Below are 26,227 nucleotides of genomic sequence, written 5' to 3'. Positions count from 1 at the left end.
TATTAAACCCATGGAAGCAGAAGAAAGAAAAAGATATAGCCGCCAGATAATTCTACCGGAAATGGGTATGGCCGGGCAGGAAAAATTGAAAGCTGCGAAAGTGCTGGTTATTGGCGCGGGCGGCTTGGGTTGCCCGGTTTTGCAATATCTGGTTGCAGCAGGAGTTGGAACCATTGGCGTTGTTGATGATGATACGGTTGATGTTACAAACCTGCATCGGCAGATTTTGTATTCGCCGGATGATATCGGCAAAGGGAAAGCAGAAACGGCTGTCCGGAAATTATCTGTGATGAATCCTTATGTAATTCTGAAAGCTATTCCAGTACGTTTGGACGAATCGAATGCGGCTGAAATAATTTCAAATTATGATCTGGTAATCGACGGATCTGATAATTTCCCTACACGTTATTTGGCAAACGATATTTGCGTGGAACTCAATAAACCACTGGTATTCGGCTCCATTTTGAGATTTGAAGGACAGGTTTCTGTATTTAATTATAAAGGCGGACCAACCTACCGCTGCCTTTTTCCGGAAGCCGAAGAAGGTGATAACTGTGAAGTGGCCGGTGTGATCGGAATTTTACCGGGTATTATCGGTACCTACATGGCCAATGAAGCGATCAAAATAATTTGTGAAGTTGGTGAGATTTTATCAGGAAAATTATTGGTTTTGAACGCGCTTGGTAACACGAATAACATTTTCAGTTTCAGCAGATCTTCTGCATTTCCAGTTAAAGAACTTACTATAAATGAGATACCGGCCACTCAACCGGCTACTAACAAAATCGAAGAAATGTTTTTTGAAGAGCTGGAAAGAAAGCTCGAATCCGGAGCAGAAGATTTATATTTGATTGACGTGCGGGAAAGTTATGAGTTTGAAGAAGACTTCATCGGTGGACAAAATATCCCGCTTTCCGAAATCCCCGAAAACGTTACCTTATTTCCTGTCGATAAAACAATTGTCTTTTATTGCACCTCGGGCAAACGTAGCCGAATGGCAGCAACCTTACTGGCAAAAAGCGGTTTTGAAGGACAAAGTTTTTGGGTAAAAAAAGCATAACAAAAATGTAGATTCCATGCAATTTCTTCCATCTCCTCCTTTGGCACAAATCGTAAAACATTTTCTGATCATTGAAAATCAACAGATTTTAAATGTCGGTTTGAGATTGTTTTCAGATGGGAATACAGGCATGGTTTTTAATTTCGGAAATCCGCTAATGCACTTGAAAAACGATGATAGGATTACGGAGCTTCTTCCAATGACCTTTGTTTACGGCCAGCTGGATACTTATCAAAATATCGTTTCCACTGGCAATATAAAGTTATTGATCGTAGTTTTTCATCCGTTTGGGATATCCACTTTACTGAAAATTCCAGCAGTTGAGCTGAAAAACAGGATTCTTGATCTTGAAACATTTTACTCTTCAGAAACCAAAAATCTCGCTGAGCAAATTTTCAATCCTTTAAATATGTTTTTCAAAATCCAATTGGTTGAAAATTTCCTGATCAATAATCTTTCAAAAAATAATCGTGACAGTCAGCTACCATTTCAAGCTATAAGTTTAATCCATCAGCATCACGGAAATCTTTCTGTCGCGCAGCTCACCGATACTTTGCAAGTCAGCGAGAGAAAATTACAACGGACTTTTGAGGAACATATCGGACTTTCTCCCAAACGCTATTCCGGCGTGATTCGGGTGCAGCATTTTCTAAAATTGTTACGTAAAAATTCAGGAATTTCAAAAACAGGGCTGGCATACGATGCCGGATTTTTCGACCAGGCGCATTTGATTCGGGAAATGCGTAAAATTTCAGGTATCACGCCAAGTCAGTATTTAGATCAACCAAATCTTTTGGCTGCAAACTTCTTAAAAATTCCCTGAAAATATTTCTGCTGTCGGGTTTGTACAATCATGCCATCTCATCAATTTCTATTTTTGATTCGTTAAACAAAAAACGATATCAGCATGGAAAATCTTAAAGTTGCGACTGCACAATTTGAAAACCGGAGCGGCGACAAAGCCTATAATCTTGAAATGATCAACCAGCTCTCGCAGCAGGCATCCTCCAAGGGAGCAAAGGTTATTGCCTTTCACGAATGTTCGGTCACCGGATATACCTTCGCCCGGAATTTATCAAAAGAGGCATTGCTTGAAATCTCCGAATTCATTCCTGACGGTCCCAGTATCCGGAAACTGATCGAAATTTCAAAGTCAAATAACATCACCATTTTAGCCGGACTTTTTGAAAAAGATGCGGATGATAAAATGTACAAAGCATATGTCTGTGTGAACGAAAATGGCCTGGTTGCCAAATTCCGTAAACTTCATCCATTTATCAATCCACATCTTACACCAGGAAATGAATACGTCGTTTTTGATCTGTTTGGCTGGAAATGCGGTATTCTGATCTGTTACGATAACAATATTATTGAAAACGTCAGAGCGACAAAACTGCTCGGTGCCGATATTATTTTTATGCCGCATGTAACCATGTGTACGCCTTCAACCCGTCCTGGTGCAGGTTTTGTTGCTCCGGTTTTATGGGAAAACAGAGAAGCCGATCCAACTTCACTTCGCCAGGAATTTGATGGTGCCAAAGGTCGCAGCTGGCTGATGAAATGGTTACCGGCGCGTGCATATGACAACGCGATTTACGCAGTTTTTTCCAATCCGATCGGTATGGATGATGATCAATTGAAAAATGGCTGCTCCATGATTCTTGATCCTTATGGCGACATCATTGCCGAATGTCGGGAACTTGATAATGATATAGCCATCGCAACTTTAACGCCGGAAAAATTAGAGCGCGCAGGTGGCAGCAGGTATTTAAAAGCACGCCGACCGGACTTGTACAGGGATATTATTGGAAAAGAACATACGCCCGAGCAAAAGGTTATTTGGCTGACAAACACGCAAATCGAACAATAGCGATGAGTCGGCAACATATTTATCAAAACGCTTTCTGATATAAATAGTGAAAATTTAATTACTCTATTAGTTTGGTAGATTTAATGGTTTTAGTAGCTTTACAGGACAAATACACATGGACTGAAAATTAAAACCACTTGCAATGTTACAAAAAGTACTTTCGTTGAGGCTCCCCACAAGACCGGTTTGGTACATTTTACCAATCGTTATAATCGTCCTGTTCATTGGAGTTTTGTTCTTGAACGGCACGTTAGCGATTACAGAAGAAGGAGTTTCAACCTTTTTAGAAAGCGATTTTGCATTGTATCTTTTAGTAGGATTGGCAGCGCAGCTTGTCGACGGAGCATTGGGAATGGCCTACGGCGTCACTTCGACGTCATTTCTGTTGAGCCTTGGCGTGACACCTGCGGTGAGCAGTGCAAGTGTCCATGTCGCAGAAATGTTTACGACAGGTGCCTCAGCGATTTCTCATTTCAGGTTTAAAAATATTAATAAAAAACTTTTTAAAGGGCTGCTTATCCCGGGTGTTTTAGGTGCTGTCACTGGCGCTTATCTTCTTTCCGATGTCATCGATGGAGATTTGATAAAACCTTATATAGCGTTCTATATGCTGATTCTTGGGTTGATCATCATCCGCAAAGCTGTTCAGAAAAATTTTGTAAAAAACAAAACGAAAAGAATCGGCGTTCTTGCCGCGACAGGCGGTTTTCTGGATTCAATCGGCGGCGGCGGCTGGGGACCAATTGTCACCTCAACACTTTTAGGACAAGGCCGCGACCCTCGTTATACGATTGGTTCGGTAAATGCTGCTGAATTTGTTGTGACCTTTGCCAGCGGTATAACCTTTCTGATTTTTCATGGTGTCAATAGCTGGCAGGTCGTCCTTGGCCTTATCGTTGGCGGTGTTATCGCTGCACCTTTTGGCGCTTTGATTGTAGGGAAAATTAAACGCAAACCGCTTATGCTAATCGTCGGAATTCTGGTTATCGGCCTGAGTTTGCGAACAATAATTCTTAGCATTCTTTAATCAAAAAGATACATCAAAGACTTTGGAGAGTTCTGATTGACGCACTTTATCCCCGATTTTGCAATGCACTGTATCAAAAATCACTAGCTTTGCACAAACCTCTTTACTGCATTATGCTTTCTGATTTCGGTTATATTTTATTGTTTATCATTGCTGCCCTGGTATTAATCGGAGTAGTTTTGACAGTAGCAAAATTCCTCCGTCCTGACAGGCCAAACGAGGAAAAACTTACTACTTATGAGTCTGGTGAAGATCCGTACGGAAATGCAAACATCCAGTTCAACGTACGATTTTATGTTGTTGCGTTAATATTTGTCCTGTTTGAAATAGAATTATTATTTCTTTTTCCCTGGGCGGTTGTTTTTGGAAACGAAGATCTGATAGCACAGACCAATGGACAATGGGGCTGGTTTGCGATGGCGGAAATGACCGTTTTTGTTCTTATTCTTATTCTTGGACTTGCCTACGCCTGGGTGAAAGGTTATCTCGACTGGGTTCGTCCGCAACCGTTAATACCGAAAGTAAAATCTCCCGTCCCGGCGGATCTGTATAAACAAGTCAACGAACGTTACAAGAATTTGTGATAATTTTAGGTGATTTGAACATCGAATAAATTTAAACATTAAAAAACCATCGACTTCTTTTCGATGGTTTTTTAATATCAATATTCCGGCAATCAATGCATTCTTCCCCACATTCGGTGAGATTTTTTTGGAAAGAACACCAAACCAAGCTGGGCATATAATTGATTAGGCTTGAACGATGGTAAATCGGTCACTTTTACGTCATCTCCGCGCCAGCTACCCATTCTCACTATTGGCAAATGATAGGTAAGTTTTCCGCTGATATAAACCTGGTCATAAATCTTTGGAAAAAGATTCATTTTATAATCGGCACCGATTCCCGCATGCAAATTGAAACTTCCGTTGTGAAATTTGGCCGCGTCATAGGCATTGGGGTTTTGGACAACCTGAGAAAAACTAGCAGTCCGGTCATTTTTTACTTTTACCTGATACAGCATCAGATCCCATCCGATCGGAACCAATAAATTCCAGCGTTTGGTGTTTACAAATTTAGGACTGGCATCAACCCCGATTCCAATTCCTCTGAAAATTCCTTTGGCTACATTTTCGTCCTGGCTATATTTGGTACTATTCATAAGGATTAGCCGGCTTTCCATGAAAAACTTTTCTGTTTCAATCCTTTTGGCAAGCACAATTGAGGCCATAACATTTTCAAAAGGTTTAATTCCTAACGCCCTCATTTCGTTACGGATACCCTTAAAACTATTATTACCAAGAAGACCCACCTCGCCATAAATGGCCATACCAGTCTTATATTTTTTCGCGGTTGATGTCGTGTCGAAACTATCCTGGGCAGAAGCTGTGTTAAAGAATAGAGCAGATGAAAGAATGCAAATGAGTAATTTGTTTTTCATAATGTGATAAGTTGATGTGTTTTTAATCGAACGTAAATGAAGCCTGTTTCTTGCCATTTATAATTACTTTTGCATAGAAACAGCATTGCTAAGATTGAACAAATATTGTACCAGCGAATAACTACCGAAAGCGATAGCGGATGAGTGAAAGAATCAAGACCGGAGACGGTGGGATCATACTAACGAATGCAGAAGATCTGATGAACTGGGCACGGCTTTCGTCGCTGTGGCCGATGGGCTTTGGAATAGCTTGCTGCGCCATTGAAATGATGGCAACTTATGCTTCGCATTACGATTTAGAACGTTTTGGGATTATGCCACGCCCTTCCCCGCGCCAATCCGATGTTATGATTGTGGCCGGAACGGTTACCTTCAAAATGGCGGACAGAATTCGCCGGTTATATGAACAAATGCCGGAGCCCCGTTATGTAATTTCAATGGGAAGCTGTTCAAACTGCGGCGGTCCATATTGGGAACATGGGTATCACGTTGTGAAAGGAGTTGACAGGATTATTCCCGTCGATGTATACGTTCCCGGCTGCCCGCCCCGACCAGAGGCTTTGATCGGAGGTTTTATGAAATTGCAGGAAAAAATTCGTGGCGAACATCCGCTGGCACCAGAATTATTTTTGGAAATGCAGGATGGCGTACCTGCGTGATCATTAAATTCAACATCATTATATTAGAACCAGCGACCGATGACTTTTGAAGAGATAAAGCAAATTCTGATCACACAATTTGGTGAAAATATAGTGTCAGAAGAAAAAGGACCCCAGCCTATCCTGACCGCTCCGGCGGAGAAGATCGCTGATCTTTGTAAATTCCTTTTTGAAGACGAAAGACTTTATTTCGATTTTCTCCAATCTATGTCAGCGCTTGACAATGGACCAGTTCTTGCAACTATGGAATTGGTTTATAACATGACGTCGATCCCTTATGGACATAATTTGATGATTAAAATCGCTTTTCCCCGAAATGCTGCGGATGAGCCACTTCCCAATATTCCTACGGTCAGCCATATCTGGAGAACTGCCGATTGGCATGAACGTGAGGCATTTGATCTGATGGGAATTAACTTTGTAAATCATCCGGATATGCGACGTATTTTGCTGCCGGAAGATTGGGAGGGCAATCCGTTGCGTAAAGATTATCAGGCCCAGGAAGAGTATCACGGAATTCATGTTCGTTCTGAAAATGTATAAATCCTTTTCAGTTTTTATACAAGATAAAATTAACTGCTTCATATTTTAACTTACAAATTTGGTTGCTTGACAAAGCCTCAGTATTTTTCGTTATTAATTACTGATCATCATGCAAACAAAAATACCCCTAACGTTAATTATTGTCTTATTATGCATTTCTCTCAACGGATTTGCTTCTACTGATTCCTTAATTATCAAAGGTCGCGTTCTGAATTTGACGGGACGGTTATACCGACAAGCGCCGGTCATTTCATTTTCCAGAAATAACATTCTTCAGCCACAATCCGAAATCACCAAATTAACTGATCTTCAGGTTGATGGAAGTTTCAGAGTTTCTCTGCCAATACTTTTCCCAAAAGAGGAAATTTATCTCGATTACAGCGGTAAAGCAGGTACTACTTTTCTTGGATCCAAGGGGGAAATTGAAATCACGTTTGATGGTGATTCTCTATTAAAAGCAAAAAAGCTGTTTTACTTCGCAGGAGTTAATGCGACGGCTAATAATCAATATCCACAATATCTTGAAGCCCTAAGTAAGGAACTTGCAGCGAACAGTGTTTTAGGAGCAAAATTTTATCAGAACTTCTGGGAGAAGAGTCCCGCTGATGCAGAAAAAGCTTCTTCAAACAGAGCTGAGATCCGTGATGCGGCGCTCTCAAAAATGACTTCGGCCGTTCCCGATCCAACACTCTCGCAATGGGCGCAGTCTATAAATCAGGACGAAAAACTTCAAAATATTTATGAGTATTACCTGACCAATCTAATGGAAATTCCTGCTGACAATTCCGTTCTGAAAGAAATCAGCAGGCTCGACAAAAGTCCGCTCACGGCTCAGCGGGTTTCGTTAGGAAGTAGATTTGCCAATTATGCCGATATTTTGAAGGAGGATAAACTGAATTCCGGAAAGAAAGTATCCTCTCTGCAAGTAAAATTAATGGCAACGATGATCCGGGACAATGCTGGCCCGCTAACTGAGTATGAATCAGAAAAACTGAATGGCATTATTGAAAGAGGTATAGCTGAAAAAATCGAACTGGATTTTTTAAATAATCTTTACAAAAGGGGAAGTTCAAAACTGGACCTTTTTTTCGCATATGAGTCAGACGGCAGAACAAACAATACCTATTTTGACAGCACCGCTGCTGACTTCCTCAACGCCCGATATCTACCAAAAAACTTCCATAAAATCTCTTACAATAACCAGGTTATTCTAAATAATTATATTCAGACAAGAATAAAATCTCCGCATTTTCGTCAATCATTGGATGAGCTTGTTCGCCTTGAAGTAAAAGACAGCGCGAATATCAGCAAGATGCTCGCAGCCAGGAATCTGAAATTGACGCCGACGGAGGTTTTGCCTGAATACTGGTTGTCGGAATCGGAAGGGCGTGGAAACGACTGGTTAAATACGGTTACGGATTTATACAAGGGAAAAACGCTTTATTTACTGAAATGGAACATTGATGATCCGAAAAGCCGTGAAGACCTGGAATTTGCCGCTTCCTTACGTTCACAGTTGCCTGAAAATGTTGAATTTATTTACCTCCATTTACCTACCGAGGAGACTGCAATTTCCAGTGATCTTGTTAAACAATATATTGTAAGGCATCAGCTCAAAGGTGTTCACATGTTTTTGAATAGTAACCAACTCATGGAACTACTGATTAAACTAAATCCCTTGGACGCTGCCACTTACGCAATCATGAAGCCAAACGGAAAATTTGCCACGAAAAAAGCCCCTGCACCCAGCAGACCGGCAGAAGTAATTAAAGCAATCCAGCAAGCGGGAAATTAATTACAAATGGTTACCTTAACCAACTTCCACAAATCTAAATTTACAAAATCAAAAATAATCTGACTACATCTGACATTCGTACGTTTATATACTGTTCAATGATTTGTTCATTTCTATGTGCCCATGTTTAGATTTTTGTTACTATTCCTTTTATTTATCACCACGACCACGCTGGCTCAAAGAGCAGACAGTTTGCGTAATAATGGTGTAAATATGGATAGTGTCCGATATACGAACCTCAAAATCCGTATGTCGAAAACAAAATTTTCGAGGTCGCTTTATCGGCTTCTTTTCCGTGATGTTTATAATCAGGGGAAGAAAGGCGAGATCAAAGCAATCGAGACAAATCCTTTTACTCAGTATGAAGGGATGGTCATCCGGAAAATCGAAATCAAACAGCTTGATGTCCTGGGCGAGTCTGTTTACGATACTACACGAAAAGGAAAACAACTCGATAAGTTTTTAAGTAAAACTTTCCATACCAATACCCGTGAAAGAATTATCCGGAAGTCATTTTTACGATTTTCGGAAGGCGATGAAATACAAGCCAGCGTATTGAGAGACAATGAACGTTTATTAAGGAGAAACGGAACAATCACCGATGCCCGGATTATCGTAATTCCCCGCACTGACGTAACCTGGATGGCAGATATTCTTGTTATCATTCAGGATTCGTGGTCATGGAATATTTCGGCAAGTCCAAGTAAACTTAATAAATTCAGTCTGGGGCTTAATAACACCAACGTTAATGGAACCACGCATCAGCAGCTGACAAAGATTCGGTATGATGCCGGAGACTCGATCCAGAAATTTCAGTTCCGTACCATTTACACAATTCCATATATCGGGAAAACCTTTATTACCGGCCAGGCAAATCTAATCTTTGAGCGGGACCTGGAAGTCCAGAATCTGGTTTTCTCGCGTTCGTTTCTGACAACTGCTACAAAATATGCCGGTTCTCTCGAAGGTGGTCATGCTGTGTTACGTCAATATAAAAGAGATCTTAATGACCTTGACAAAGAAAGTCGTTATCAGACCGGATATTATTATTACGATGCCTGGCTGGGAAGATCTTTTAAGTTTCCATTCACAAATTCTTCACTGAGTGAAAAATCCCGTCTGGTGTTTGCACTGCGGCATAATAAATATAAATACACGGAACGTCCGGAGGTTCGTGCAGATACAAACATTATCTATTGGGACCGAAGTGCAACTTTGATGAGTTTTGGTTATTCAAACCGGAGTTACAAAAGGGACGTTCTTATCTATGGTTTTGGTAGAACGGAAGATGTTCCTGTCGGTAATTTATTGGCGGTAACTGTTGGTCAGGAAAATACAGAATTTGGCCAGCGGGGATATGCCGGGGTTCAGTTTGCGTCAGGAAACTATCTACCTGGTACTGCCGGATATCTGTACGGATTGGTGAATGTCGGATCATATTTTAAAAACCACTCAAACCAACCCGGAGTGATCAGTGCACAAACCAATTATATCAGCAAACTCATTCCTTTTCGATACAGCTATTTCCGGCAATTTGTGACTGTTCGTTACACCCGCGGACTTAACCGTGACCCTGTGGATTATATCAATATCAGCAGAGAAAACGGAATTCGTGGTATCAACAGCGACCGGTTAATTGGTACTAAAAAATTCACCCTTGGTCTGGAAACCGTCTACTTCTCTGAAAAAAGTTTACTAGGATTTCGTATTGCCTATTATGCTTTTGCAGATTTTGGCCTGGTAGCGCAAGACCGCCTGCACCTTTGGGATACGCCCCTTTACCAGGGATATGGATTTGGACTTCGTTTGAGAAATGAGAACCTGTCGATAAATACCCTGCAATTGCGTTTCGGATATTACCCAAATATTCCCGGCACTTCTTCGAGTACGCGTTATGCGATCGAAGGAAATACGCCGCTGCGTCTGCGCGATTTTGATATTGCTGCACCTTCGATGGTACCCTATCAATAAGTTATCCAAAATAATTATGGCATAAAAATGGGTCCGAACAGGAATAACCAGGAAATGTAACCACCCAGACCTCCAAGCAAACCTGCTAATAAAAATGTAGTTTTATCCTGGTCCGGAATAAATCTCCGATACACGATCCAGACTGAAAGCAAACCAACTACCGCAAGGCCAAACGAGATCGACCAGCTGTCAAGTCCAAGATAGCGGGCTAGAACTGCTTCGTCGTTTCTGCGTGGGAAACTTCCCTGACGAACGGTTACCAGCAGGTCAAAAATATAATTCACAGGTTCCCTCAGCCAGAATAATGCAGTGAACACAATTAGCCATTTTTTGAACGATAACGCTCCACCGGTAAATCTTCGCCTGTTCAAAAAAGCAATCAACATCCCGAGCGTACCAATGATAATGGTCAGCACAGGGCCTCCAAGTGTTATCAAAAAAGCCTCATCACCAATATTCTTAATCATTGCCTGGTAATCCTGCTTTCTGGAAAAATATTCATTTGTCCGGATTTTGATCCTTTCGTCTCGTGTCAGCCCGTCAAAAAAATCCTGATATGCTGGATTTGTCCATGAAGTGGAACCATAACTTACACGTGCCTCATAACCAAGGTATTTTGCTGTGAAAAAATGTCCATATTCATGCACAATTGTTGCAAAAATTGACGCGACAAAAAATCCCAGAATAAGTCGATAAAGTAGCTTATTATCAATTTCCTCCATACAATAAATTACAATCCCGATACTTAACCAAACATCCTTCTAAAATGATCCTTCAAAACTAAATCTATCCCGGGCTGGTTGCAACGGCGTATAGACTTTTTTTGATCTTTCAGTATTCTTTTTCCAATATGTGAATTAACTTTGTGGAATTTTTGAACGAACCCCTTTTATTCAAAAGAAAAAAAGTATCAGGTACGCTCCGAAGTTATTAAAAGTTATTTCCAAAATTCTACAAATTACCATTTACTGTGCCCAAAAATCCGAATATCAAGTCCATCCTAATTATCGGTTCTGGTCCCATCATCATTGGTCAGGCCTGTGAGTTCGATTATGCAGGTTCACAAGCAGCCCGCTCACTTCGTGAAGAAGGTATAGAAGTTGTTCTAATCAACTCTAACCCTGCAACGATCATGACGGATCCGATCAGCGCTGATTATGTGTATCTGCTTCCATTGGAGAAGAAGTATATCATCGAGATTCTTGAAAAACATAGAGCGCTTGGCAAGCCGATTGACGCTGTTTTACCTACCATGGGTGGTCAGACGGCTCTGAATTTAGCAATCGACTGTGACAAAGCAGGTATCTGGAAAAAGTATGATATAGAAATTATCGGAGTCGATATTAAAGCGATCGAAACCACTGAGGACAGAGAGAAATTCCGATTGAAAATGCTCGAACTTGATGTGAATGTCTGCAAGGGCCGCACAGCGAGATCATTTTTAGAAGGAAAAGAAATTGCCCAGGAAATTGGTTTCCCGCTTGTTATCCGTCCTTCGTTCACACTCGGTGGTACCGGAGGCGGTATTGTTGAAAACGAAAAAGATTTTGACCAGGCGTTAAATAACGGTTTGCACGCCTCTCCAACACATGAAGTTTTGGTAGAACAAAGCGTATATGGCTGGAAGGAATACGAGCTTGAATTGTTACGCGACGGTGCCGGAAATTTTATCATTATCTGCTCGATTGAAAACTTTGACCCGATGGGCGTGCATACGGGAGATAGTATTACCGTCGCTCCGGCCATGACACTTCCGGATACATTATACCAGCAAATGCGTGATCTGGCTATCAAAATGATGGACGGAATTGGAAAATTTGCAGGTGGATGTAACGTTCAGTTTTCGGTAAATCCGGCGAATGACATGATCATCGCCATAGAAATTAATCCACGTGTTTCCCGCTCTTCTGCACTTGCGTCAAAAGCAACGGGTTATCCGATTGCAAAAATCGCTGCGAAAATGGCGATTGGTTATAATCTTGACGAGCTGATCAACCCTATCACAGGAAGTACTTCGGCATTCTTCGAACCATCGATTGACTATGTGATCGTTAAAGTTCCCCGCTGGAACTTTGATAAGTTTCAGGGCGCCGACCGTGCTTTGGGGTTACAGATGAAGTCGGTTGGTGAAGCGATGGGTATCGGACGTAATTTCCAGGAAGCTTTGCAAAAAGCTTGTCAGTCATTGGAAATCCGCAGAAACGGACTTGGTGCTGACGGCCGTGAATTACGTGATCAGGAAGCGATCAAATACAGTTTGCAACATCCAAGCTGGGATCGTCTATTCCATATTTATGATGCTTTCAAAATTGGTTTGTCTTTCAAAACAATCCAGTCGCTTACAAAAATTGATGCATGGTTCTTACGCCAGATTGAAGAACTGATCGAACTGGAACATGAGATCGAGAAATTTGACCTGACGGATCTGCCAAAAGAATTATTCCTGACGGCTAAACAAAAAGGTTATGCTGACCGTCAGATTGCACATTTGCTTCAAACAAAAGAAAGTAAAGTGTATGACAGACGCAAAGAATTGGGTATCAAACGGGTTTACAAATGTGTAGATACCTGCGCGGCAGAATTTGAAGCAAAAACACCATATTACTACTCTACTTTCAATTCTTCTCAGGAAACACCTGACAATGAATCGGTTGTGTCGAATAAAAAGAAAGTGATCGTTTTAGGCTCAGGGCCTAACCGTATCGGACAAGGAATTGAGTTTGATTATTCTTGTGTTCATGGGGTTTTGGCAGCGAAAGAAGCTGGTTACGAAACGATTATGATCAACTGTAACCCTGAAACGGTTTCGACGGATCCGGATATTGCAGACAAACTATATTTCGAGCCGGTTTTCTGGGAGCACGTTTTTGACATCATCGAACATGAAAAACCGGAAGGGGTGATTGTTCAGCTTGGTGGACAAACTGCCCTTAAAATGGCTGAGAAACTTGATAAATACGGTATCAAAATTATCGGAACCAGCTACAATTCACTCGACTGGGCCGAAGATCGCGGACGTTTCTCTCCATTGCTTGAAGAACTGGGAATTCCTTATCCAAAGTTCGGAACGGTGAGAACTGCCGATGCAGCTGTTGAACTTTCCCGCTCGTTAGGTTTCCCGTTACTTGTTCGTCCAAGTTATGTTTTGGGTGGCCAGAACATGAAAATTGTGATTAATGAAAAAGAATTGGAACAACACGTTGTGAAAATTCTTCGCGATATTCCTGATAATAACATCCTTCTGGATCACTTCCTTGAAGGTGCTCTTGAAGCAGAAGCGGATGCAATTTGTGACGGCGAAGATGCTTACATCATCGGTGTGATGGAACATATCGAGCCAGCCGGAATTCACTCGGGTGACTCTCACGCGGCGCTTCCTCCATTCGATTTAACAGATGATGTAATTCGCCAGATCAACGAATACACCCGCAAAATTGCTCTGGCAATGAATGTGAAAGGTTTGATCAACGTACAGTTTGCCATCAAAAATGGAATTGCTTATGTAATCGAAGCGAATCCAAGAGCTTCACGTACGGTGCCGTTTATTTGCAAAGCATATCAGGAGCCATACGTTAACTACGCAACGAAGTTGATGTTGGGAGATAAAAAACTGAGCGATTTCACTTTCAACCCGGTTAAAAAAGGTTGGGCAATTAAAATCCCGGTATTCTCATTCAACAAGTTTGCAAACGTGAATAAAGAATTGGGGCCTGAAATGAAATCAACTGGTGAAGCGATTTACTTCATCGACGATTTACAGGATGATTTCTTCCAAAAGATTTACAGCGAAAGAAATTTATATCTCAGTCGCTAGGTTTTAGGAATGATAAATAATAGAAAAATCCCGGTGATGAGCTGGGATTTTTTTTGCGTTTTTGCAGATCGGCAATCAGGTAGATTATAGCATTATTTGGAGACTATTCCTTCTCAAAGAATCCGGCAACGCTCAAGTCTTCATCTAACTCAGGCCAGTGAAGTGCGTAGCCATTTATAAGTTCGACATTTTTTCTTTGAGAAAAAGTTGCTTCCCTCAACAAGGGAAAATCCGAAATTGATAGGGCAGCTTCTCTCCCGTCGACAAGGGTCACTCGGATTTCTACTTCCCCTACTTCAACTCTTCTAGCTCTGTAATCAAAAAATTTCATATCCTACGATTTAAAAAACTCGTCCCACTTTCTGAGAAATTCATCTTTATTCATTTCAACTATTGCTTCCGCCAAATTCAAATCTTGCTTTTTCAGCCCATTATTTTCCAGGCAATTTACTGGATTAATTGAGAATCTTGCCTCACCATCATTACTTCTTACGTGAACGTGCGCTGGACGATGATCATCACTATAAAAGAAAAAACGCAATCCAAACAAGCGTAATAATTCAGGCATAATTATGCTTACTAAAGTAAGAAGATTTTTGCTATCAAAATAATAGTTGGGTTATTCAGCGACATCTTTGATTAGATTTGGAATCATCTCATTTAGGACGCTCTTTCAGTGAATAGTAACGTTGATATAGTCAGCTAAAACACTTTTGTTGAAGAAATAGGGTAGGAATATAACATTTTAGGAATCATGCGAAATACAATGCATTTTTGTTATACTCGCAAACACAAAAAAAGCCCAAAATCTGACGATTTCAGGCTCAATTAAATTTTAATTAAAATATCTTTTCTTACTATTTCACCTCTTCATAATCGACATATTCTCCTCCGCGGAAACGGGATTGATTTGGATCAGGCGGTGTAGTGTCAACACGAATTCCTGAGTTAGTTTTTTGTTCATAAGCTTTTGCCTGCCTTTTCTGCTCCTTAACAAGCTGCCTTCCAACTAATAAATGAAACATAAAACGGCGGAAAACCGGCACAAAAGCTAATAGCAAAAAGAATATGACAAGAATATTAAATAAAATTTTCATCTTTCAAGTTTTTATATATCTCAGATATAACGTGTAATCTTTAAAAAATAACACACGAATATAATGAAAAGGTAACAAATGATCCAATAAGCTGGAAGAATGGTTCAGCTTATGGACGGACGGCAACTTATCAATATTATAAACTTCCCTCTGACTTGGCATGCATATTCGCCTCCTCCTCTACAAATCCGGTCGCGAGTACTTTTGGGGTTAAAATCAAACGTAGCGACTGGTCGAAAGTGACATAACTCCAAAACCAGTTGATGAAAGTTAATACTTTGTTTTTAACACCAACAATCGAGATTAAATGTATGAACATCCAGGTAAGCCAGGCCAGAAACCCTTGAAACTTGATAAATGGCAAATCAACCACAGCTTTATTTCTGCCTACGGTTGCCATTGATCCAAGATCATTATACTTAAATGGAACCGGTGGTTTATCATCCAGGGCCCGCCAAATATTTTTGGCCAACGCTTTGCCCTGCTGCATAGCTGGCTGGGCAAGTTGCGGATGACCGTTTTCAAATTTCCCTTCACTCATGGAAGCCACATCACCAATAGCGAAGATATCAGTATAACCCTGCACGCGATTAAACTCGTCCACCTTAATACGACCTCCCCTAACCAGTACTTCTGGATTTATTCCTTTCAAGGCATTCGCCTTCACCCCCGCCGCCCAGATCAGATTATCTGTACGGATTTTCATACCTTGTTTTGTGGTAACATACTTACCATCATATCCTGCAACGGCTTGTCCGGTAAGAATTTCTACGCCCATTTCTTCAAGATATTCTCTTGATTTTTTAGAAGATTCCTCCGACATCACGCCTAACAATTTATCCAGACCCTCCAGCAAATAAATTCTCATACAAGAAAAATCCAGTTCGGGATAATCTTTTGGAAGAATATACTTTTTCATTTCGGCCAGTGAACCAGATAATTCTACTCCCGTTGGTCCGCCGCCAACAATAACAATGCTCATCAATCCCTCACGCTCATCGTTGGTTTCAACGGCCAGCGCATCTTCCAGATTTTGCAAAACGCGGTTTCTCAAAGCCAGTGCTTCCGACACAGATTTCATCGGGATGGCGCGGTCTTCAATATCTTTCATACCAAAATAATTTGTAGTCGCACCGGTCGCAACAATCAGGAAATCATAGGTAATTTCTCCCAACGAAGTTTCTAACGATTTCCTATCAGTATTAACTGAGAGAACTTCTGCAACTCTGATATGTACATTTTTTTTGGATTGAAAAGCTTTTCGAAGTGGAAAAGATATCGAACTTGGTTCAAGTCCGGCTGTGGCAACCTGGTAGAATAAAGGCTGAAACTGATGAAAATTATTCTTGTCGATCAGGACAACTTGTAGGTCATCACGTTTGGCAAGCTCGCGGGCAAGCGCCAATCCGCCGAAGCCGGCGCCTATGATCACAATTCTTTTATATTGAGTATATGGTATATTCGCTAGCATGAAAAATGGTATTTATAGTTGATCAACAGCCAACTACAAATACCATACCCACAACAACTTACACAGTCGCTCTGCTATTTTCAATAACTCTTTCGTAGTATGCTTCATAATGCGGCAGGATTTTCGCCACATCAAATTCTTTCGCACGGGCAAGTGCATTTTCCTTAAATCTTGGCAGATTTTCGTCAGCCAGAATATAGGCAGCATGTTTCACCATGTCGTCCACATCGCCAATATCACTTAAAAACCCAGTCACTCCCGGAATATTTAGTTCAGGCAAACCTCCTGCATTTGAAGTGATTAAAGGCACTTCACAAGCCAAAGCTTCCAACGCCGCCAGACCGAAACTTTCTGATTCAGATGGCATAAGGAACAGATCAGCAACGGACAACACTTCTTCAATAGCATCCAGTTTTCCAAGGAAACGCACGTCAGAAAGCATATCCAGATCCCGGCACAAACGTTCGATACGCGCGCGGTCGGGACCATCACCAACAAGTAACAATTTGCTTGGAGTGATATCACGCAGCTGATGGAAGATCATGATCACGTCGTCAATCCGTTTTACCTTACGGAAATTTGATGTGTGAACGATAAGTTTTTCGTTATTCGGACAGATAGCAAGTTTAAAGTGATCTTTCTTTTGTCTGTTAAAACGGCTCAAATCGATGAAGTTTGGAATAACCTCAATATCTTTTGTAACCGCAAAATGTTTGTAAGTATCATTTTTAAGCGACTCCGAAACAGCTGTAATTCCGTCAGACTGATTGATACTGAAAGTCACGACCGGTTCATAAGACTCATCTTTACCAACAAGCGTTATGTCCGTACCGTGTAAAGTTGTGATAACCGGGATATGTATTCCTTGCTGAGCGAGAATTTGTTTGGCAAGATACGCCGAAGACGCGTGTGGGATAGCGTAATGAACATGAAGCAGATCCAGTTTTTCCATTTTTACAACGTGCACCATATGGCTCGATAGAGCAGATTCATACGGCGGATATTGGAACAATGGATAGGCAGGTATATTTACTTCATGATAATAAAGATTTTCATTGAAAAAGTCCAGTCGCTGAGGTTGTGAATACGTGATAAAATGTATCTGATGGCCCTCTTTTGCCAGTGCTTTCCCTAGTTCCGTAGCAACTACGCCACTACCTCCAAAGGTTGGGTAGCACACAATGCCTATTTTCATAATTTTAAATTTCTATGTTCTTAATGAAATAATTCAAGTTTAAGCTCGACGAACTTTTATAAACAGACGGTCAACTCATAGCTAACACAAAATCAGTGCTTTTTTATCCCGAAGTCGAAGAGAAAGATTTTATTAATTCCTTAATTGACATAAAATGAATAATTTTAATGTCTGAACCTGCTTATATTTTTTTATAACCTCCATGAATGTGTCTGTAAGACCGAAAGTAAGATTTTGGGATTTTGTTACCGGGAGCGTACGTCTGGTCCGTATGAGCAATCTGGTTATTGTGGCTATAACACAGTACCTTACGCGCATACTACTGATCGGCCCGAGGCATGAATGGAGAAATATTATCAGCGATCCGGATCTGTTTATCCTCTCGCTTTCTACCGTTTGCATTGCAGCGGCAGGTTATATTATCAATGATTATTTTGACATTAAAATTGATATAGTTAACAAACCTGAACGCGTGGTTGTTGGCCGTTACTTAAAAAGGCGCTGGGCCATGGGTGCGCACCAGGTTTTTAATGTTTTAGGAGCTGCCCTCGGATTGCTCGTTAATCCATGGGTTTTTCTGGTTAATGTTTTTTCCATTACCCTGCTCTGGTTTTACTCTGAACGTTATAAGCGAGCGCCTTTTATTGGAAATTTTATCGTATCCCTTTTGACAGGATTTACCTTAGTAATACTGACTCTTCGGTACCCGGAAAATCGTCAGCTTGTTTTCATTTATGCCGTTTTTTCTTTTTTCATCTCGTTGATTAGAGAAATCGTTAAAGATATGGAAGATATACGTGGAGATGAGGCACACGGCTGTCGGACATTACCGATAATCTGGGGAATTCGAAGAACTAAACATTTCCTTTATTGTGTAATTTTTATTTTTGTAACGACCCTCTTTTTCATGGCACATACGCTGAATAATCCAGTGCTCGCCGTATTATTTTTGCTGTTATTATTCCCAATTGGCTGGCTTGTTTATTCTTTGGTAAATTCAGACACACGTCGTGATTTTAAAAAGGTGAGTTCGTTATGTAAAATAATCATGCTGCTGGGGCTCTTGACCATGATATGGGCCTAATTGCAATTCTTTGAAATTTTGTTACTAATTGTTGACACTATTTCGACTAAATCACTTGAACGAATATTCTGTAACCTAAACAATTTCCAATATGAGAATTAGAATTCTACTTTTTTTGGTTGTTATTTTCAGTAGCATCGCAAGTGTAAAAGCTCAGGAATGTATGGGCACCAACATGAAAGCCGGCAGTGGTTTTGAAATGGCCACGTTCGACGGCAAAGGAAAATCGACCGGTACGATAAACTACAAAATCACGAAAGTCGCGTCCGAAGGCGGTATGTCAGTAATTTCGGTTGAAATGGAAGTTTTCAACCCCAAAGGCAAATCGGAAATGAAAAACACTTACAACATGAAATGCGACGGCAACACGTTATTTCTGGACGCAAGTTCATTAATGAACCAGGAGCAAATGAAGTCGTTTGAAAATTTCCAGATGAAATACACGTCGACTAACATCGAGTTTCCAAATAAATTTACTGTTGGACAAAAACTCAAAGATGCTTCATTGAAAGGTGAAGGCAGTTCCGGACCGATGGCTATGACATTCAACATGCAGATATTGAATCGAACTGTGGAAAGTCAGGAAAAGATCACAATTCCTGCCGGCACTTTCGATACTTACAAAATCACTTCTGATATGCTGATGGAAACAAAAATGGGCCTTGGGATTAAAATGCAGATGAATACAATCTCATGGCGTGCGCCAGGTGTGTTGTGGGACTTAAAAACGGAATCATACCGCAAAGGAAAACTTTTCAGCAGAAGTGAATTGACTAAAATTTATTAGGCATTTATAACTTATCAGAACAACGGCTTCCGAATTAATCCCGGAAGCCGTTCTTTTTTATAGCTTTGCCAATTATTTCAAACATTCATGAAAGATAGAAATGATAAATTTCAACTTTCAATCCCCAATCTAAATTATAATGAAACGTATTGCCATTTTCGCATCAGGATCCGGATCAAACGCTGAAAAAATCGGCGAATATTTTGCAGACCGAAATGATGTGCAGGTGACTTTAATACTCACCAATAATCCGCAGGCCGGAGTCATCCAGCGCGCGAGAAAACTTCATATTCCAGTTGTGATTTTTGACAGAAAAACTTTTTACGATACTGAACAGATTCTCGAACTTTTAATTAATAATAAGATCGATTTGATTGTTTTGGCAGGCTTCATGATGCTGATCCCAGCAAAACTGGTTGAAGCGTTCCCCGACCGAATGGTTAATATCCACCCGGCATTACTTCCAAAATATGGTGGAAAAGGGATGTACGGAAGTTTTGTCCATGAAGCAGTTGTTGCCAATAAAGAGAAAGAGTCAGGCATAACAATCCACTTTGTGAACCAGCATTACGATGAAGGAAATATTATTTTCCAGACCAGCTGTGAAGTTTTAGAAACGGATTCACCAGATGATGTTGCAGACAAAATACATGTTTTGGAGCACAAACATTTCCCGAAAATCATTGATGAAGTTCTATCAGGTTTGAATTAAGTCAATCAATATGTTATACTTTTTACTCTCCGTCCTTTTTACCGTAGCACTTTACCTGATCATGCGGTCGTATCCGAAATATCAGGTAAATTCCTTTCATGCAGTCGTGTTTAACTACTACTCCTGCGTAATCACAGGCTTATTTTTGACGCCAGATATCAGTGCTTTTGGAGAAATCCAATGGACTTCCGAAGGAACAATTCTCACCCTGGCACTTGGAACTTTGTTTGTAATCGCATTTATGTCAATAGGTTTAACTGCGCAGAAAGTGAGTGTCACGGCAGCGTCGCTGGCTGGAAATATGTCGCTGGTAATCCCTGTTTTGTTCGGACTTTTTATTTTTAAAAATTCAAATAAGGAATTTACCTTTCTGAATTATACGGGACTGGTTATAGCATTGGCTGCGCTTGCTTTGGGTGTAATTCAAAATAAGGAAAAGAGTACAGAATTTGAGCATGGACAGCCGTTAGAGGTATCCGTTTTATCTTATGCCTGGCTTTTGCCGGTATTTACTTTTCTGGCAAGCGGCACGAATAATACGCTCATCAATTACCTGACAATGCAATATTATCGTCCTGAACAAACGACAATATTTATGATCATTGCATGTTCTGGTGCTATTCTGATCGGAACTTTGCTACTGCTATATAAGATCATTTTTGGAGGGGAAAAACTGACGCTAAGAAGTGTAATTGGCGGGCTGATACTGGGCGTACCTAATTTCCTTTCTTTATATTTTCTTCTGCTTGCATTGGGCTCTTTCGGAAATAGTGCAGCATTTGTTTTTCCGATTTACAATATTCTCAGCATGCTCGTTTCCTCATTCGCAGCCTGGATTTTATATAAGGAAAAACTTAATAATCTGAATCGTCTGGGGCTCGCCCTGGCTGTTGTTGCAATTGTTCTGATTTCTTATCAGGAATTGGGCTTTTAGGAATTATCCGGTTGGGGATTTCTGTTATTGAATTCAGGAAGTTTTTTTACCCGTCCGACGGTGAAAAAACCGTCGGACGGGTGGCTCGCTCGACGTTCATTTCTGTAAAATATATAAGTATAAAATGCTCATAAATTTGGACTGTGCAACCGGTCGGACGGCTTTTTCTGCCGTCCGACCGGTAACAAACAATACGACCAGTAAAAAACAATCAGACAAGTAACCACTATTCCGACCTGTAACAAACAATATGACCGGTAAAAACCAGCCGCCATAACACCAAAATATCCACTCACCAAAAACTTACAAATAGCCCAAACGGTTATTTTGACATATTAAAATAAAAATGATGCAAAGATCAAGTGTGCTGCGTATTGGGCAGCCGAAGACAGTTTTAAATAAACGTCAAAAAGAATTTAATCAGTTGTCTGAACGCATAGAGCAATTGGACAAAGTGATTCCTGAATTGCGAAATACGTATGAATTACTCATTGACAGAGTACAAAAAGAATACAACCCGATCGTAATGGAATATCAGGAATTTCGGGTTGAGCTGGTCAAACATCTGGATAGAATGTATGAAAAAGATCTGTATAGAAAGGCATATCTAACTAAATTGGCATACCTGATCTCAGAAATTTCTTTTGATCTGATTGTTAATTATAAATTTGAAGAACTGCTTCCGTTATTTAATAAGTACAGCGAAGTCGACTTTGAAACTGCACTCAGGGAATTAAAAAAAGCCGATTCCCAACTCATTGAAACCAAATTTCTCGCGGAGGAGAACGAAGTCACAGAGGAAGATATCTTTCACGAACTGGAACCTGAAGAACAGGAACGGATCAAGGCAGAATTACGCGCGGAGAAAGTAAAAGTGCATCAGGAAGAGGCAAAGCAGGCCAGACAAATTTTGCAAAAACAAAAAACCACAAAATCTGTCAGAAAGGTTTATATGGATCTTGTTAAAGCGTTTCATCCTGACCGGGAAACAGATGAGGATGAGAAGTTGCGTAAAACCGAGATTATGCAAAAAGTAACCCAGACATACCAGGAAAATAATCTTCTTGAACTTCTGAAATTGCAGATCGAATTTGAAAGAATTGATCAGGATCATTTAGAAAATCTGGGAAAAGAACAATTGACCTATTACAACTTGGTTTTGAAGGAACAAGTCGAAGAACTGGAAAAGGAGAAACTGGAAATTCAACAACAGATTTCATATCTGTGCGGACTGAAACCAGAACATGTTAATGCAATGACTACGGTTGTCGTTAAATTTAACACCAACATCAATGAGGTCAAAGCGGAAATTAAGGAGATTAAGTATACATTGAAAAAGTGGAAAGAACCAAGTTTGTTGAAAGCATTTCTCAAAACATACGAGATACCAAACATGACCATTTTTGATGATGAGGATGATGATTAATGATGTAAGATTTTTAAAATATGTAGACATCGCACCACAGATTTCCAACTATCTCCACGAATAGAAAATTGCAATCATCTTATATTTGTCTGATAACAAACCAACTATATAAATCAGAAATAAGCGATCATACAGGCACAATAATTGAGGAGTGCTCTTCAAATTAACTTAATCGTGCTTATATGAAAAATTGTATTATTCTTTTATTGACGCTTACAATTGGGATATCATCTGTCTCAGCTCAGGAGAATGTTTCTATCGGACCTATTGCCGGTGTTTCTTTTGCCAATCTCCACGGCACTATGGAAAACACAAGTACAAAGCCAGGCCTAACGGTTGGAGCATTTTATAATTATAGTACTAAAACAGGTTTTGGTTTTAGCGGACAATTGCTTTTTACTCAACTTGGCGCTCAAACGTTTAACAAGACTAATGAGATCAATTTGAACTACATTCAGGCTCCATTGTTGTTCACCTTTTTCTTTGGACAGTTTGGAGATCGCTTCCGTCCTAAATTGTTTGTAGGACCGAGTTTGAACTTCCTGGTTAGCGCAAAAGATAAAGACGGAAACAGCATTGAAAGACCGAATAACATGCGTTACTACAATATTTTTGACCTTGGCATTACTGGGGGAGCTGGTTTTAACTATGAATTAACTCCAAAAGTTTGGTTGAACTTTGATGTACGTTACGGCTTAGGCTTGTTTAACGTTTCAAGAGCAAATAACGAAAACCTTAAAAATCGTAACCTCGGTATTAATCTTGGATTAAGCTTTCCATTAGGCACTTACGATAAAAAATCAGGTCGCCTGAGAACTAGATAATCTCTGTTTACACTTCATCGATAAACAGAAAAGGCATCCACAAAGGATGCCTTTTCTTATTTAAAACAAGATTTCAAACCCTCATATGGTCAGGAAGCCAATTTTTAATCGACTTTTTAATTTCGTCAGGTGTGATATTCTCCTGTACGGCGCGTTGCACCAATCCAGGCAACTCAGCATCAGATGCAAAACGGAGCGCAAATAATTGTCCTTCGGAAAGCGTATCCTCATAAGTTTCAAGACGCTGACCAGTCAGAACATAATACCGGAAACGAAGTTCCAGCCGTATAATTCTGTTTTGATTGTTCAATGCGTAATGCTGTCGCAGCATAAATGCAACATAGCCGATCATGAAAAAAGCCAGCGCAACAAATGTCCAGATCAACGACTGCTCCTCATACTTTGAGATATAGTAAATGCTGAATCCCAGTAAAATCAATAAAATAGGATAAAACACAAAGTGATGAGGTGGATAGAAACGGACGTGATTTTTATAATTTTGTTTTTCCATGAGTTTATAAAGTTTAGGCGGCCATCTGTAACAATCATGCCTGGTAATCAACCGGTCTGTCTGTGAAAGTTATTCCTGAAACTTCTTGAAAATACTCGAAGCTATATGCCCGCCAAAACCGAGCGTATTGTTCATCGCAAATTCAACTTTTCTTTTCTTCGCAGATCCCAAAGTCATATCAAACTTACCGTCGAATTCAGGTTCAATTTGCAGGGTATTGATGGTTGGTGGGATAATATTATCAGTGATCGCTTTAATACAGGCGATTGCTTCAATCGCACCGGCTGCACCCAGTAAATGTCCGGTCATGGATTTTGTAGCACTGATACTCAGATCTGGATTTCGACCAAATATAGTCTCGATCGAATACAATTCACTGATATCGCCAACGGGAGACGCTGTACCGTGAACATTGAGATAATCAATTTCAGAAGCTGAAATTCCGGCCTCGTCAAGTGCAAGCTGCATCGCCAGCGCGGTTCCTTCCCCCTCCGGGTGCGTACTTGTCAAATGAAAAGCGTCAGCAGTCATGCCGCCACCGACAATTTCCGCGATAATGTTTGCTCCCCGTTGCACAGCATGTTCGTAACTTTCAAGAATAATTGCGCCGGCGCCCTCTCCCATCACAAATCCGTCACGTGCAGGATCAAAAGGTTTACACGCCGTTTCTGCATTGGCATTATTCGTTGACAATGCTTTTGTAGCATTAAAACCTCCGATCGAAACTTCATAGATCGGTGCTTCCGATCCTCCGGTAATGATCATATCCGCTTTCCCCCATTGAATAAAATTGAAAGCTTCAATAATTGCGGTATTCGCACTTGCACAAGCTGAAACCGAAGTGAAGTTAACGCCACGAAGACCATATTTGATTGAGATAACGCCTGAGGCAATATCAACAATCATTTTGGGATAAAAATACGGGTTGAAGCGAGGGATTCCATTGCCGGTAGCATATTCGGAAACTGCTTCCTGAAATGAATAAATTCCTCCATTTCCACTACCCCAAATCACGCCAACACGATTTTTATTCAATTTATCGAAATCTATTCCTGCATTTGCAACTGCTTCCGCCACAGAAACTAGGGCATATTGCGTGAAAGGATCATATTTTCTTGCCTCGTTACGGTCGAAGAAATCCTGAGGATTGAAGCCTTTTATTTCGCAGGCAAATTTCGTTTTGAAGTTTGTGGTATCGAATTTTGTTATGGGACCTGCGCCGCTAACACCATTTAACAAACCATTCCAGAAATCATTTATATTGTTACCGAGAGGGGTCAAAGCACCAAGACCTGTAATTACTACCCTGTTTAATTGTCCGACAAGTTTCATTTACTAAATTATATTTTTGGACGGCTGTTACTCTTTGGTTACAGTCTCGCTTTATTTTTCAAAGATAATAAAGCTTTTAAATGGTTTAATCGTTCCTATATTAAATCTATTTACGCGCCAGTTCACCTTATCAGATAGTTTCTGGTTTTTTTGACTTAGAAAACGATATATTGGGTCATGTATAAAGGAAGATCTAACAACTAAGGCAAACTTTTTCTATATGAAATTCTTCTTCGTTTATCTGATGTCAGCATTTTTTATCTTCGCGGGCATTGTTCATTTTCTTAAACCGGGCGTATTTCTTGAGATCATGCCTAAATTTTTGCCATATCCGTTACAACTCGTTTATATCAGCGGGGCATGCGAAATTCTGTTTGCCGTTCTATTGGCCATTCCCTCAACCCGCCACATCGGTGCCTGGCTGATAATTTTATTGCTGATCGCGGTTTTCCCGGCTAATATCCAAATGGCCTTAACTTTTTACAAAGAAAAAAATCCCTATTTATGGGTTGCACTGCTGAGATTGCCTTTGCAATTTGCGTTGATTTGGTGGGCATGGCTTTACACCAAAATATAATATCTGCACAAATAACCCATCTAAAATTTCCTGAAAAAGGCAATAATTCACCTTATTCTCAGCAGAAGTCGCCATGTACGCAAGAATAGAATTACCTTTG

Annotated in this window: 26 protein-coding genes; 17 read left to right on the top strand and 9 right to left on the bottom strand. The window is 40.4% G+C overall.

Translation table 11 applies throughout. The features are described 5' to 3' along the window. Positions 1–10 precede the first annotated feature (10 nt). The 5 genes from moeB to L0657_RS13115 all read left to right on the top strand — a co-directional run bounded on the left by moeB (position 11) and on the right by L0657_RS13115 (position 4,541). Positions 11–1,060: a HesA/MoeB/ThiF family protein gene (moeB, locus tag L0657_RS13135; RefSeq protein ID WP_235151252.1), complete on the top strand. Its 1,050-nt coding sequence runs from the start codon at positions 11–13 to the stop codon at positions 1,058–1,060. A 16-nt stretch (positions 1,061–1,076) separates the two neighbouring features. Beyond that, the gene (locus L0657_RS13130; RefSeq protein WP_235151251.1) at positions 1,077–1,883 is read left to right on the top strand and encodes a helix-turn-helix domain-containing protein; all 807 of its coding nucleotides are present in this window, start codon (positions 1,077–1,079) and stop codon (positions 1,881–1,883) included. A gap of 84 nt (positions 1,884–1,967) precedes the next feature. Beyond that, positions 1,968–2,930 (top strand): nitrilase family protein, encoded by a 963-nt coding sequence (locus L0657_RS13125; protein ID WP_235151250.1) that lies wholly within the window; start codon positions 1,968–1,970, stop codon positions 2,928–2,930. Between the two features lie 142 nt (positions 2,931–3,072). Beyond that, positions 3,073–3,957 (top strand): sulfite exporter TauE/SafE family protein, encoded by an 885-nt coding sequence (locus L0657_RS13120; RefSeq protein ID WP_235151249.1) that lies wholly within the window; start codon positions 3,073–3,075, stop codon positions 3,955–3,957. 113 nt (positions 3,958–4,070) lie between these two features. After that, positions 4,071–4,541 (top strand): NADH-quinone oxidoreductase subunit A, encoded by a 471-nt coding sequence (locus L0657_RS13115; RefSeq protein ID WP_235151248.1) that lies wholly within the window; start codon positions 4,071–4,073, stop codon positions 4,539–4,541. 92 nt (positions 4,542–4,633) lie between these two features. On the opposite strand, the gene L0657_RS13110 is transcribed toward L0657_RS13115, so the two are convergent. After that, the gene (locus L0657_RS13110; RefSeq protein ID WP_235151247.1) at positions 4,634–5,395 is read right to left on the bottom strand and encodes a hypothetical protein; all 762 of its coding nucleotides are present in this window, start codon (positions 5,393–5,395) and stop codon (positions 4,634–4,636) included. 140 nt (positions 5,396–5,535) lie between these two features. Here L0657_RS13110 and nuoB point away from each other — a divergent pair, with 140 nt between their 5' ends. From nuoB to L0657_RS13090, 4 genes are all read left to right on the top strand, one after another. Beyond that, complete coding sequence (gene nuoB / locus L0657_RS13105) at positions 5,536–6,054, top strand: NADH-quinone oxidoreductase subunit NuoB (RefSeq protein ID WP_255717832.1); 519 nt, start codon at positions 5,536–5,538, stop codon at positions 6,052–6,054. A 39-nt stretch (positions 6,055–6,093) separates the two neighbouring features. Further along, positions 6,094–6,597: an NADH-quinone oxidoreductase subunit C gene (locus tag L0657_RS13100; protein ID WP_235151246.1), complete on the top strand. Its 504-nt coding sequence runs from the start codon at positions 6,094–6,096 to the stop codon at positions 6,595–6,597. A gap of 109 nt (positions 6,598–6,706) precedes the next feature. Further along, on the top strand, positions 6,707–8,392 hold the full coding sequence (locus tag L0657_RS13095; protein ID WP_235151245.1) for a hypothetical protein: 1,686 nt from the start codon (positions 6,707–6,709) through the stop codon (positions 8,390–8,392). A 123-nt stretch (positions 8,393–8,515) separates the two neighbouring features. Beyond that, on the top strand, positions 8,516–10,363 hold the full coding sequence (locus L0657_RS13090; protein ID WP_235151244.1) for a hypothetical protein: 1,848 nt from the start codon (positions 8,516–8,518) through the stop codon (positions 10,361–10,363). 14 nt (positions 10,364–10,377) lie between these two features. On the opposite strand, the gene L0657_RS13085 is transcribed toward L0657_RS13090, so the two are convergent. Beyond that, entirely contained in the window at positions 10,378–11,085 is a 708-nt protein-coding gene (locus tag L0657_RS13085) for a hypothetical protein (RefSeq protein WP_235151243.1), read from the bottom strand. 248 nt (positions 11,086–11,333) lie between these two features. Here L0657_RS13085 and carB point away from each other — a divergent pair, with 248 nt between their 5' ends. Continuing rightward, a complete protein-coding gene (gene carB / locus L0657_RS13080) occupies positions 11,334–14,177 on the top strand; it encodes a carbamoyl-phosphate synthase large subunit (RefSeq protein WP_235151242.1) in 2,844 nt (947 codons plus the stop codon). Positions 14,178–14,280: 103 nt separating this feature from the next. On the opposite strand, the gene L0657_RS13075 is transcribed toward carB, so the two are convergent. From L0657_RS13075 to bshA, 5 genes are all read right to left on the bottom strand, one after another. Beyond that, positions 14,281–14,508 carry a DUF2442 domain-containing protein gene (locus L0657_RS13075; protein ID WP_235151241.1) on the bottom strand — a complete coding sequence of 76 codons (228 nt, stop codon included), beginning with the start codon at positions 14,506–14,508 and terminating at the stop codon, positions 14,281–14,283. Positions 14,509–14,511: 3 nt separating this feature from the next. Then, positions 14,512–14,745: a DUF4160 domain-containing protein gene (locus L0657_RS13070; protein ID WP_235151240.1), complete on the bottom strand. Its 234-nt coding sequence runs from the start codon at positions 14,743–14,745 to the stop codon at positions 14,512–14,514. A 289-nt stretch (positions 14,746–15,034) separates the two neighbouring features. Beyond that, on the bottom strand, positions 15,035–15,274 hold the full coding sequence (locus tag L0657_RS13065; RefSeq protein WP_235151239.1) for a DUF4834 family protein: 240 nt from the start codon (positions 15,272–15,274) through the stop codon (positions 15,035–15,037). 136 nt (positions 15,275–15,410) lie between these two features. After that, on the bottom strand, positions 15,411–16,745 hold the full coding sequence (locus tag L0657_RS13060) for an NAD(P)/FAD-dependent oxidoreductase (protein WP_235151238.1): 1,335 nt from the start codon (positions 16,743–16,745) through the stop codon (positions 15,411–15,413). Between the two features lie 58 nt (positions 16,746–16,803). Further along, positions 16,804–17,940 (bottom strand): N-acetyl-alpha-D-glucosaminyl L-malate synthase BshA, encoded by a 1,137-nt coding sequence (bshA, locus tag L0657_RS13055; RefSeq protein ID WP_235151237.1) that lies wholly within the window; start codon positions 17,938–17,940, stop codon positions 16,804–16,806. A gap of 202 nt (positions 17,941–18,142) precedes the next feature. On the opposite strand from bshA, the gene L0657_RS13050 reads away from it, so the two are divergent. From L0657_RS13050 to L0657_RS13025, 6 genes are all read left to right on the top strand, one after another. Continuing rightward, positions 18,143–19,024, top strand: coding sequence for a geranylgeranylglycerol-phosphate geranylgeranyltransferase (locus L0657_RS13050; protein WP_235151236.1), 882 nt, complete (start codon positions 18,143–18,145; stop codon positions 19,022–19,024). A gap of 91 nt (positions 19,025–19,115) precedes the next feature. Continuing rightward, positions 19,116–19,811 carry a hypothetical protein gene (locus L0657_RS13045; protein WP_235151235.1) on the top strand — a complete coding sequence of 232 codons (696 nt, stop codon included), beginning with the start codon at positions 19,116–19,118 and terminating at the stop codon, positions 19,809–19,811. A gap of 139 nt (positions 19,812–19,950) precedes the next feature. Next, the gene (purN, locus tag L0657_RS13040; RefSeq protein WP_235151234.1) at positions 19,951–20,523 is read left to right on the top strand and encodes a phosphoribosylglycinamide formyltransferase; all 573 of its coding nucleotides are present in this window, start codon (positions 19,951–19,953) and stop codon (positions 20,521–20,523) included. A gap of 10 nt (positions 20,524–20,533) precedes the next feature. Beyond that, positions 20,534–21,457 (top strand): hypothetical protein, encoded by a 924-nt coding sequence (locus L0657_RS13035; protein WP_235151233.1) that lies wholly within the window; start codon positions 20,534–20,536, stop codon positions 21,455–21,457. Between the two features lie 346 nt (positions 21,458–21,803). After that, on the top strand, positions 21,804–22,883 hold the full coding sequence (locus tag L0657_RS13030; RefSeq protein WP_235151232.1) for a hypothetical protein: 1,080 nt from the start codon (positions 21,804–21,806) through the stop codon (positions 22,881–22,883). Between the two features lie 182 nt (positions 22,884–23,065). Next, positions 23,066–23,707 (top strand): porin family protein, encoded by a 642-nt coding sequence (locus L0657_RS13025; RefSeq protein WP_235151231.1) that lies wholly within the window; start codon positions 23,066–23,068, stop codon positions 23,705–23,707. Positions 23,708–23,780: 73 nt separating this feature from the next. Here L0657_RS13025 and L0657_RS13020 read toward each other — a convergent pair whose 3' ends face one another. Then, the gene (locus L0657_RS13020; RefSeq protein WP_235151230.1) at positions 23,781–24,218 is read right to left on the bottom strand and encodes a DUF6526 family protein; all 438 of its coding nucleotides are present in this window, start codon (positions 24,216–24,218) and stop codon (positions 23,781–23,783) included. 69 nt (positions 24,219–24,287) lie between these two features. Beyond that, complete coding sequence (fabF, locus tag L0657_RS13015; RefSeq protein WP_235151229.1) at positions 24,288–25,550, bottom strand: beta-ketoacyl-ACP synthase II; 1,263 nt, start codon at positions 25,548–25,550, stop codon at positions 24,288–24,290. Between the two features lie 220 nt (positions 25,551–25,770). Here fabF and L0657_RS13010 point away from each other — a divergent pair, with 220 nt between their 5' ends. Continuing rightward, positions 25,771–26,127: a DoxX family protein gene (locus L0657_RS13010; protein WP_235151228.1), complete on the top strand. Its 357-nt coding sequence runs from the start codon at positions 25,771–25,773 to the stop codon at positions 26,125–26,127. Positions 26,128–26,227 lie beyond the last annotated feature (100 nt).

Origin of the sequence: Dyadobacter sp. CY345 (assembly GCF_021502725.1) — a bacterium.
GTDB lineage: Bacteria > Bacteroidota > Bacteroidia > Cytophagales > Spirosomataceae > Dyadobacter.
This window is presented reverse-complemented; position numbering and strand designations above follow the sequence as displayed.

Bases quoted from the DNA above. Each gene is read 5' to 3' on its own strand.
- L0657_RS13065 (WP_235151239.1), bottom strand. From the start codon at position 15,274: ATGAAAATTTTATTTAATATTCTTGTCATATTCTTTTTGCTATTAGCT.
- L0657_RS13075 (WP_235151241.1), bottom strand. From the start codon at position 14,508: ATGAAATTTTTTGATTACAGAGCTAGAAGAGTTGAAGTAGGGGAAGTA.
- L0657_RS13125 (WP_235151250.1), top strand. From the start codon at position 1,968: ATGGAAAATCTTAAAGTTGCGACTGCACAATTTGAAAACCGGAGCGGC.
- nuoB (WP_255717832.1), top strand. From the start codon at position 5,536: ATGAGTGAAAGAATCAAGACCGGAGACGGTGGGATCATACTAACGAAT.
- L0657_RS13060 (WP_235151238.1), bottom strand. From the start codon at position 16,745: ATGCTAGCGAATATACCATATACTCAATATAAAAGAATTGTGATCATA.
- L0657_RS13120 (WP_235151249.1), top strand. From the start codon at position 3,073: ATGTTACAAAAAGTACTTTCGTTGAGGCTCCCCACAAGACCGGTTTGG.
- moeB (WP_235151252.1), top strand. From the start codon at position 11: ATGGAAGCAGAAGAAAGAAAAAGATATAGCCGCCAGATAATTCTACCG.
- L0657_RS13025 (WP_235151231.1), top strand. From the start codon at position 23,066: ATGAAAAATTGTATTATTCTTTTATTGACGCTTACAATTGGGATATCA.
- L0657_RS13050 (WP_235151236.1), top strand. From the start codon at position 18,143: ATGAATGTGTCTGTAAGACCGAAAGTAAGATTTTGGGATTTTGTTACC.
- L0657_RS13035 (WP_235151233.1), top strand. From the start codon at position 20,534: ATGTTATACTTTTTACTCTCCGTCCTTTTTACCGTAGCACTTTACCTG.
- L0657_RS13030 (WP_235151232.1), top strand. From the start codon at position 21,804: ATGATGCAAAGATCAAGTGTGCTGCGTATTGGGCAGCCGAAGACAGTT.
- L0657_RS13130 (WP_235151251.1), top strand. From the start codon at position 1,077: ATGCAATTTCTTCCATCTCCTCCTTTGGCACAAATCGTAAAACATTTT.
- L0657_RS13115 (WP_235151248.1), top strand. From the start codon at position 4,071: ATGCTTTCTGATTTCGGTTATATTTTATTGTTTATCATTGCTGCCCTG.
- L0657_RS13070 (WP_235151240.1), bottom strand. From the start codon at position 14,745: ATGCCTGAATTATTACGCTTGTTTGGATTGCGTTTTTTCTTTTATAGT.
- L0657_RS13045 (WP_235151235.1), top strand. From the start codon at position 19,116: ATGAGAATTAGAATTCTACTTTTTTTGGTTGTTATTTTCAGTAGCATC.
- L0657_RS13100 (WP_235151246.1), top strand. From the start codon at position 6,094: ATGACTTTTGAAGAGATAAAGCAAATTCTGATCACACAATTTGGTGAA.
- L0657_RS13085 (WP_235151243.1), bottom strand. From the start codon at position 11,085: ATGGAGGAAATTGATAATAAGCTACTTTATCGACTTATTCTGGGATTT.
- bshA (WP_235151237.1), bottom strand. From the start codon at position 17,940: ATGAAAATAGGCATTGTGTGCTACCCAACCTTTGGAGGTAGTGGCGTA.
- L0657_RS13110 (WP_235151247.1), bottom strand. From the start codon at position 5,395: ATGAAAAACAAATTACTCATTTGCATTCTTTCATCTGCTCTATTCTTT.
- purN (WP_235151234.1), top strand. From the start codon at position 19,951: ATGAAACGTATTGCCATTTTCGCATCAGGATCCGGATCAAACGCTGAA.
- L0657_RS13095 (WP_235151245.1), top strand. From the start codon at position 6,707: ATGCAAACAAAAATACCCCTAACGTTAATTATTGTCTTATTATGCATT.
- L0657_RS13010 (WP_235151228.1), top strand. From the start codon at position 25,771: ATGAAATTCTTCTTCGTTTATCTGATGTCAGCATTTTTTATCTTCGCG.
- L0657_RS13020 (WP_235151230.1), bottom strand. From the start codon at position 24,218: ATGGAAAAACAAAATTATAAAAATCACGTCCGTTTCTATCCACCTCAT.
- fabF (WP_235151229.1), bottom strand. From the start codon at position 25,550: ATGAAACTTGTCGGACAATTAAACAGGGTAGTAATTACAGGTCTTGGT.
- L0657_RS13090 (WP_235151244.1), top strand. From the start codon at position 8,516: ATGTTTAGATTTTTGTTACTATTCCTTTTATTTATCACCACGACCACG.